Below are 5437 nucleotides of genomic sequence, written 5' to 3'. Positions count from 1 at the left end.
ATCGCACGCGGCCGGGCACCACGCCGCCGCCATCACCGTGGGCACGCTGGACCTGCCGGGCCGCGACGGACCGGTGCGCTCCACCCTGCCCTACGCCACGGCCCTGCGCGACATGGAACAGGACATCCGCACCCTGCAACTGGACGTGGTGAACCTGTACGGCGGCGGCGCGCTGATTCGCGGCGCGCGGGACATCACGCCCGACGATCTGGACCGCGAACTGCCCCCCCCGGCAGATGGCGGCGACGCAAACGGTGGCACCGACATTCTGGCCGGGTTCCGTCAGCGCCTGGATGCGGCCATGACCCCGTGCGAGCAGCCCCTGTTCGCCCCGCGCCTGCCGCAATGGCGCACATCGCTGCGCAATGCGCAGAAGCGGCTGGAAACGCTGTTCCGCAAGCCGGAACGCCACGGCGCGGAAATCGTCGAGATGCTGGGCCGGGTGCACTTCTTCCTGCGGCAGGACCCCATCTGCACGCCGTACCTGTACAACGAGATCATGGATGTTTCCGGGCTGGTGCACGGGCGCGACAGGTTCGGTCTGCCTCAGATGACGGAATTCCGGCAGATTGCCCGGCGGGTGCTGGACAAGGTCCGGCGCATCGACGAAGTGATGACCAGCGCGGGCCAGCAGGCCGCATAGCGCCCGGCCAATCGACAATCGCACGGAGGCATCATGAGCGTTCTCGCCGAAATCGCCGTCTTTCCCATGGACAAGGGGGCCAGCGTCAGCCAGTGGGTGGCCCGCGTGCTGTCGGTCATTCAGGAAAGCGGGCTGCCGTACCAGTTGGGCCCCATGGGCACCACCATCGAGGGCGAACGGGCCGAGGTCATGCAGGTGGCCGACCGCTGCCTGGCCGCGCTGGAAGCGGACTGCGACCGGGTGTACATGACCTTGAAGGTGGACCTGCGCAAAGGCCCCGTGGGCCGCATGGCGGGCAAGGTCGCCTCTGTGGAGGCAAGGCTGGCCGGAAGCTGAACCAATCCAGGCATATGTCCTGAGTAAACGACAACGGCCGCGCGGTGATTGCCGCGCGGCCGTTGTGCTTCGTATTCCCCGTCCATCACATGCCCATGCCGCCCCGCAACGAATCAGGCCCTTCCGCCGTCTTCGGGGCCAGCGGGCACATCGGGCAGCGGGTGCGCCGTCTCCACCAGCCGCAGCCGCTTCCACGCACCGCGCCGAAAACGCAGCCACGATATCACGGCCAGCAACAGAATGAACGCGGTGAACGCCGCCCACAGCGAGTTCAGGGTCATCAGACCCGAGGCCCGCAGGGCCAGCGTGGGCAGCACCAGACCGATCAGGCAGCCCAGCAGCATGTTCCACATGACGAACCAGGTGTCGCCCGCGCCCTTCAGCGCGCCGGTGTACACAATGGTCACCCCGTCCAGCAGGCAGTACACGCACACGAAGCGCAGCAGCACCACGCCCAGTTCGCGGATTTCGACCTGCTGCGCGGCCATGGCCGCATCGTGCGCGCCACCGCCCAGAAACAACCCGTACAGGGGGCCCGGCGCACAGAAGAACAGCAGCGAAAGCGCGAACATCCAGGCCAGGGCCACGTGCAGGGTGCTGGCGGTGACCCGTTCGGCATCGGCGGGATTGCCCCGCCCCATGGCCTGTCCCACCATGCTGCCCACGGCGATGTTCATGCCGATCATGGGCAGAAAGGCCACCATGTTGATGGAAAAGGTGATGTTGGTGGCGGCCAGCGCCGTTTCGCCCAGTTCCCCCACCAGAAACACGAACCACGTCACCGAGAACAGTTCGGCAAACCCGTTGATGCCGCTGGGCAGGCCGTAGCGGGCCATGCGCCGGAACAGTTCCGGCTCGAACCCGCGCCCGCTCCACACCCGGAAGCACCGTTCGTTGCGAGCGGTGAACACCATCCACACAAACAGCAGCGTGCCCACGCCCCACCCGGTGGCCGTGGCCAGGCCCGCCCCGGCAATGCCCATTTCCGGCAGGCCCCACGCTCCGTAGATCAGGGCGTAGTCCAGCGGGATGTTCACCACCATGGCGGCCATGTTGGCGACCATCACCGGGCGGGTGCGGCCCTGCCCGGTAAAGAACCCGGCCAGGCAACTGTTGACCAGCGGCAGCACCGACCCCGCCGTGAGCATGCGGAAATAGGCTACCTCGCCCGTCTGCACCCCCGGAGAATGCCCGGCAAAGGCGAAGATGACAGGTGCGGCGTACCACAACAGGCCCATGCCCGCGCCGAAGAACAGCGCCATGTACACTCCCTGCCACAGGGCGGCCCCCACCCGGCGCGGCGCGCCGGAGCCAATGTACTGGGCGATGAACACGCCGGAATACCCGGTGATGCCCATGCAGGTGAGCAGAAACAGCAAATGCACCACGGCAGCCGGTGTGGCCGCCGCGATGGCTTCCACCGAATAATGGCTCAGGAACAGCCGGTCGGTGAACTCCATGACCGTGGTGGAGGCCATGCTGGCCACCAGCGGCAGGCTGACGCCGAGCACCTCGCGGTACCCGCCCGGCGCGTTCCAGCGTCCGGTGATGCCTGCCACCATCTTCGACAACATTCCATCCTCCGTGACGTACTGTCCGTGTTGCGGAAAAGCCGTACCGAATACCCTAGCGGAAAAGTGGCGTCAAGGCACCCTGGTTGCGCGACACGGTACGTTGCGCCCCGGCTGGGTAAAAATCCCCGCCTGCCCCGCATCTGGCACCGGCCCGCGCCGGCCGCCCGCCCCGGCGTCGGCGCACGGCGCGCCCCGCCCGCACCCTTCCCTTCACTGCGGATTCGCCCTATAAAGCGCCGATGCGTCAGCCATACCCCATCGCGCACCATTTGCTGTGCACCCTGCCGCTGCTGGCGCTGCTTGCGATATCCACCGTGTGCCTTGGCACCGGGGACGAGGTGATCGCCCACTGGCGCGCGTGGCGGCAGGCAAACCCCGGAACGGCCAACCTTGTCATGGTGCTGACCGACTGGGGCAACCCGGCCCTGTACGCGGTCTATGGTGCGCTGTTCTGGAGCGCCCGGCGCCGCCACGACCCGCGCGCCGTGCGTTTTGTCCTGGCCTACGTGGCGGTGCAACTGCTGATTGCGTTCCTGCTCGTGCGGGTGATCAAGATCACCGCCGGGCGCACCCGTCCCGGCGTGCCTGGGCCGTGGGTGCCGTTTTCGTTCGACGGGCCGCACAATTCGCTGCCATCCGGGCACACGGCGGAAATCGCCGGGGCCTGCGCGCCACTGGCCATGCGCTGGAAACACATGGCCGCTTCCCTTGCCCTTGGCGGATACGTGGCCGCCGTGGGCTATTCGCGGGTGCTGCTGGGGCAGCACCACGCCAGCGACGTATTGGCGGGGCTTCTGCTGGGCAGCCTTGCCGCCTTCATCATACACCGCATCACCCACAGGACCGCCCCCCTATGACCGACCCGAAGACCGAAACCGCCGCCCCCCAATCCAAGGCCGCCGCTTCTCCGGAAACGCCGCAGACCCCGCCCGGCGCCGCCGCCAGCGACAAGGATTCCGCAGGCGGCAAACCCGCCGGGTCCTGTCCGCCCCCGCAGGCAGGTGGGCGCCCCAGGGGCCTCCTGACCCGTCTGTACGACCTGCTGGCCGTGTTCCCACTGCTGCCGCTTACCCTCATCTACGCGGCGCAGACGGCCTTCACCCTGGATGCGCGGTCCCTGTGGTTTTCGGACGAAATCCGCCACGGCAACGTCTATGAAACCATGCTGGCCACCGGCCAGTGGCTGGTGCCGCACCTGAACGGCATCCCCTACCCGGACAAGCCTCCGGTATATTTCTGGTTCCTCGGCTTGCTGGACGTCATCCCCGGCGTGGACGGCCCCATGGTCTTCCAGTTGGGGGCCGCCGTATCCGGCCTGCTGGTGCTGTGGGCCACCTATGCCCTGGCCCGCCTGGTGGCCGGGTGCGACAAGCGCGAATCGTTCGCGGCGGGGCTGGTGCTGCTGTGCGGCTTCTACTTTCTGGGCGTGGTTCACTATGCCCGCATGGACCTGCTGTTCGCGGCGGTCATTACCCTGGCCCACATCTGCATGTACCGGGGCCTGCGCCTGCCCCTGGCCTTCCGCTGGATCATCCCGGCCTTTGCCCTGGCCGCCGTGGCGACCCTGGTCAAGGGGCCGTTCGGGCTGGCCTTTCCGCTGCTGACGGGCGTGACCTATGCACTGTGGCGCGGCATGCCCCGCCGCCTGAACCGCATGGACGTGGCCATCGGCGGCGGCATCATGCTGGCCACCCTGCTGGCCTGGGTGGGTGCGGTGTGGTTTGAAGGCTACGCCGACCTCATCCGCAACATCCTGCGTCACCAGATCGTGGACCGAGCCACAGCCGCCTGGCATCACGAACAGCCGTGGTGGCACTACCTGGCCACCTTCCCCGCCGCGTGGCTGCCGTTCACCCTGGTGCTGCCGTTCCTGCCGTGGGGCCGGGCCTTCTCCCCCGCGTCCCTGCGCAAGGTGCTGGCCACCCGCAAGGGCGAAGGCGACGGCATGGCCTACATCTGGCTGGCCCTGGTCACCTCGTTCGCCCTGCTGACCGCTGTCAGCATCAAGATCGTCATCTACCTGCTGCCGCTGTTCCCGCTGCTGGCCGTGGTCACCGCCCGCGCGGTGCTGCGCCTGAACGTGTTCGGCAGCCGCCTGTACCTTGGACTGACGGCCATCCTGCTGTTTGTGCTGGCGCTGGGCCTGGGCGGCCTTTCGCTGTGGCAGTGGGCGCCGGACATGGTGCGCGCGCGCTTTCAGCCTCAGGTGCTGGCCATGCTCGACATCGCGCGCGGCGCGCCCATCCTGGCGGGCATCACCCTGGTGTTTGCCGTGCTGCTGTGGAAGGCCGTGGACCGCAGCCGCCCCGAAGGCGGCCTGCTGACCCTTGCCGCCTTCGTCACCGCGCTCGTCGTGCCCGCCGCCTTGTTCACCGCGCCCTCGCTGGACCCGGTCATGAGCCCCCGCGCCCAGGCCGAGTTGATGGGCGAGTACATCCGCAAGGGGTACCACCCGGTCAGCTACAAGGTGTACTCCGGCACCTACACCTATTACGCGGGGGCCAACATCGAGGAACTTTCCGACGAGGACTCGCTGCGCGCAGCCATGGCGGTGTTCCCGCAGGTGGTGGTGGCCATGCGCGCCGACCGCTTTGCGGAATGGACCGACAAGCCCGCCGACCTGCGCGAGGTGCACCGCCAGTGGATCGTTGACCGCGAATACGTGCTGGCGGAGCGTTCCGGCCCCGTCCAGCCCGTACAGCCCACGCAGCCCGCTCAACCTGACGACGCGACGGCCCCCGCCATCACCGGCGATCAGGCCCCGGCACCCGATGCACCGGCACTGCCGCAGCCCGCGCCCGGCGATGCCGGAAACGGCACAGCACCAGCAACGCCCGCCGCGCCCCAGCCCGTGTTGCCGGGGCTGCAGCCCGCCACGCCGGAG

At 68.3% G+C, this 5437-nt stretch carries 4 protein-coding genes and 1 pseudogene; 4 read left to right on the top strand and 1 reads right to left on the bottom strand.

Annotated features, from left to right (window positions below; all coding sequences use genetic code 11):
- Positions 1-643: pseudogene (locus FVW27_RS06950) on the top strand (6-hydroxymethylpterin diphosphokinase MptE-like protein); the annotation flags it as partial.
- Positions 644-676: 33 nt separating this feature from the next.
- Positions 677-979: an MTH1187 family thiamine-binding protein gene (locus FVW27_RS06945; RefSeq protein ID WP_167123863.1), complete on the top strand. Its 303-nt coding sequence runs from the start codon at positions 677-679 to the stop codon at positions 977-979.
- Between the two features lie 113 nt (positions 980-1092).
- Here FVW27_RS06945 and FVW27_RS06940 read toward each other — a convergent pair whose 3' ends face one another.
- A complete protein-coding gene (locus FVW27_RS06940) occupies positions 1093-2553 on the bottom strand; it encodes an MATE family efflux transporter (protein WP_167123861.1) in 1461 nt (486 codons plus the stop codon).
- A 239-nt stretch (positions 2554-2792) separates the two neighbouring features.
- Here FVW27_RS06940 and FVW27_RS06935 point away from each other — a divergent pair, with 239 nt between their 5' ends.
- Positions 2793-3410 (top strand): phosphatase PAP2 family protein, encoded by a 618-nt coding sequence (locus FVW27_RS06935; protein ID WP_167123859.1) that lies wholly within the window; start codon positions 2793-2795, stop codon positions 3408-3410.
- A partial coding sequence (locus tag FVW27_RS06930; protein ID WP_243838265.1) for an ArnT family glycosyltransferase occupies positions 3407-5437 on the top strand: 2031 nt, incomplete at its 3' end. The genes FVW27_RS06935 and FVW27_RS06930, both read left to right, overlap by 4 nt.

It is taken from the genome of Nitratidesulfovibrio liaohensis, assembly GCF_011682075.1.
Lineage (GTDB): Bacteria > Desulfobacterota > Desulfovibrionia > Desulfovibrionales > Desulfovibrionaceae > Cupidesulfovibrio > Cupidesulfovibrio liaohensis.
This window is presented reverse-complemented; position numbering and strand designations above follow the sequence as displayed.

What these genes read in the sequence shown, in the direction of transcription:
- FVW27_RS06945 (WP_167123863.1), top strand. Translation starts at nt 677, where the DNA reads ATGAGCGTTCTCGCCGAAATCGCCGTCTTTCCCATGGACAAGGGGGCC.
- FVW27_RS06940 (WP_167123861.1), bottom strand. Translation starts at nt 2,553, where the DNA reads ATGTTGTCGAAGATGGTGGCAGGCATCACCGGACGCTGGAACGCGCCG.
- FVW27_RS06935 (WP_167123859.1), top strand. Translation starts at nt 2,793, where the DNA reads ATGCGTCAGCCATACCCCATCGCGCACCATTTGCTGTGCACCCTGCCG.